Source organism: Candidatus Erwinia dacicola (assembly GCF_001756855.1).
In the GTDB taxonomy this organism is placed as follows: Bacteria; Pseudomonadota; Gammaproteobacteria; order Enterobacterales; family Enterobacteriaceae; genus Erwinia; species Erwinia dacicola.
The window spans coordinates 1-2,130 of record NZ_MAYS01000322.1 but is presented as its reverse complement, the minus strand read 5'-3'; the positions used below and the strand labels follow the sequence as shown (position 1 = coordinate 2,130).

2 protein-coding genes and 2 pseudogenes are annotated in these 2,130 nt (G+C 55.8%); all 4 read right to left on the bottom strand.

Translation table 11 applies throughout. From position 1 onward, the window contains the following. Positions 1-17 precede the first annotated feature (17 nt). A pseudogene (locus BBW68_RS09410) lies at positions 18-242 on the bottom strand (peptidase); the annotation flags it as partial. A gap of 204 nt (positions 243-446) precedes the next feature. Further along, positions 447-905 carry a phage virion morphogenesis protein gene (locus tag BBW68_RS09405; RefSeq protein WP_070135154.1) on the bottom strand — a complete coding sequence of 153 codons (459 nt, stop codon included), beginning with the start codon at positions 903-905 and terminating at the stop codon, positions 447-449. A 2-nt stretch (positions 906-907) separates the two neighbouring features. Beyond that, positions 908-1,648 carry a phage head morphogenesis protein gene (locus tag BBW68_RS09400; protein WP_245675244.1) on the bottom strand — a complete coding sequence of 247 codons (741 nt, stop codon included), beginning with the start codon at positions 1,646-1,648 and terminating at the stop codon, positions 908-910. Between the two features lie 141 nt (positions 1,649-1,789). Next, positions 1,790-2,130: pseudogene (locus BBW68_RS09395) on the bottom strand (IS4-like element ISEc60 family transposase); the annotation flags it as partial.

Below are 2,130 nucleotides of genomic sequence, written 5' to 3'. Positions count from 1 at the left end.
TATTAGTTGACCACTACAAGCTGTTCAGGCTCGGCCAGCAGGTCAGCGCCGCTGAGCTTTAGTGCTTTCACCCAGCCCCACGCCGGGTCTTCCGTTTTGGGGTGACCAATAACGAGCGGTGCTTCATGGACGGACGGGTTATAGGCTTTAACGCAGGCGGCAAGATCGCTTTGCGTGAACGGCAGTTTCGTGCCGTGCATGTCGGTATGAGTACCGGCTTTAAAAATATGAATGGCTGACATTTTGCTGTCCCGCGTGATGTTGTTGGAGACAGTTTGTGGAAAAGCCGCGAAGAGCGCTTTTAATCTGCTTTAGAAAAATAAGGGAGGATACGACAGTAGAGAGGGAAGCAGGAGGGATTAAAGCCGTAAACGAGGGGGCTGTAAACCTTTATAAAGGCTCCGGGGCGGGTAACGCGGTAAATCGCCCGTCCCGGAGGGTTAAAATCAGCGACGGGCCGCAGATTCAAGATGACGCACAATCGTATCGAGGATGGGAACAACCACATCAAGCTGCAGCTCACCGTCCCCTGTCAGCGGCAGGAACGGGCGGGCCGGAAGCTCAACGGACTCATTGCGCCCCGTTTTACCACCGAACTGGTGGATCGGGCCATAAACAACGTTGGTCCCAACCGCTGCCTGCCTGTCATTGTGGTCAGTGGTCACGGACCCCATCAGCCGCCCGATGTGCTGCAGCGTCTGACCATCACGATCCTGTGCGGCGAGCGACGGCGTCCAGCCCGGACGGCCCTCATCCAGAAAGTTAAACTGCGTTTCCGCCAGCAGGGTTTCGGCGATTTTACGTATCGCAGGCTCCAGGTCCGTGGCGGCTAAATCCAGCGCCCGCAGACTCTGGCGCAGGGACTCATCGTTAATGGTGATATTGACCAGATTATCGGAAGCCATCGTTATCCCCTCAGTTCCTGCTGTGCCAGCGGTTGTAGCGTGCCCTGGTAACGGGCAAGGTCAGGATGGTAAGCTGCGCCGGGCGCATAAGACCAGCCGACGTCGGTGGCCACCTTCGTGGTGCCAGTGTTGAAGGTGGCGACGTTCTGCATCTCCCCGGTTTTCTTTGAGACCAGCTTCAGCTCCCAGCCCATAGCGGTACCGGAATCCACCACCTTCAGACCACGGGCACGCACATCAGCCGCACTCAGGGCAATAACGCCGCAGCGACAGCGCCAGCCGTTCGGCGGGTAGAACGCCTGCCAGAACGGGTCATCATAGCGCAGCACCATATTGTGAAGCAGCAGATGCGCTTTACGGCTATGGCTGTCGTTGATGCCGGTATACATCCAGTACGGCCTGTCGTCGACGTTCTCCATCTGTTCGGCCCAGCGCCCGGCGCTGTAGAGCACCAACATATTAGTACGAAAGATAGTATCGAGCCGCCACGGGCTGCCCTGCTGGATAGTGACCGGCTCACCCGTAACCGGGTCAGTCGTGTCACGCGGCCCCCACCATCCCTCACGCTGCAGCTCCGGCTCCAGCTCCTTTCGGAACCAGCGGTCTGTCTTGCCCTCGTCCAGCGCTTTCTCCAAGGCGCTAGCGCGGGCATGGACATCCTGCCACATCTCCTCCCAGTCCCAGGTGATTTTATAACCTTTGGATTTCAGGTAACTGATAGCCCGCTTCGGGGTAAGCGTCATGCAGACGCCCCCAGAGTGTTGAAACAAAGAGGATACGGGCCAGCCGCTCCTGCAGGTCATCCGCATTCATCTGCGGGTACAGTTCGGCCAGCACACCCAGCAGCTCCGGGGGGGGTAACCCCTGATGGATCCCCAGAAAATTTAGTAAACCAAAATCATATCGTTATACCTTTGCTGTAATTTCTTCAGTCCCGAGTCCAGCGACAGGGTTTTCAATATGAGCAGGGAATGTCGAAATACATTTTCTGCCAGCTTTAACAATGAAACAACTCGCCTGTGCTTCACCGTATTTGCCTGATATTTAGAGTGTATTCCTTTGTTTTCAAAGCAGAAGCCGCTTAACCACATGATGATACTGGCTAAAGTCGCGATCAGGCTCAACACTGCAACTCTTTCCGCTGAATGGCTGGCTCCGAACCTTAGCCCAAATCCCCAGCGAGGATTTTTCTCATCTCTGAAATTTTGCTCGATTTGCATTCTGC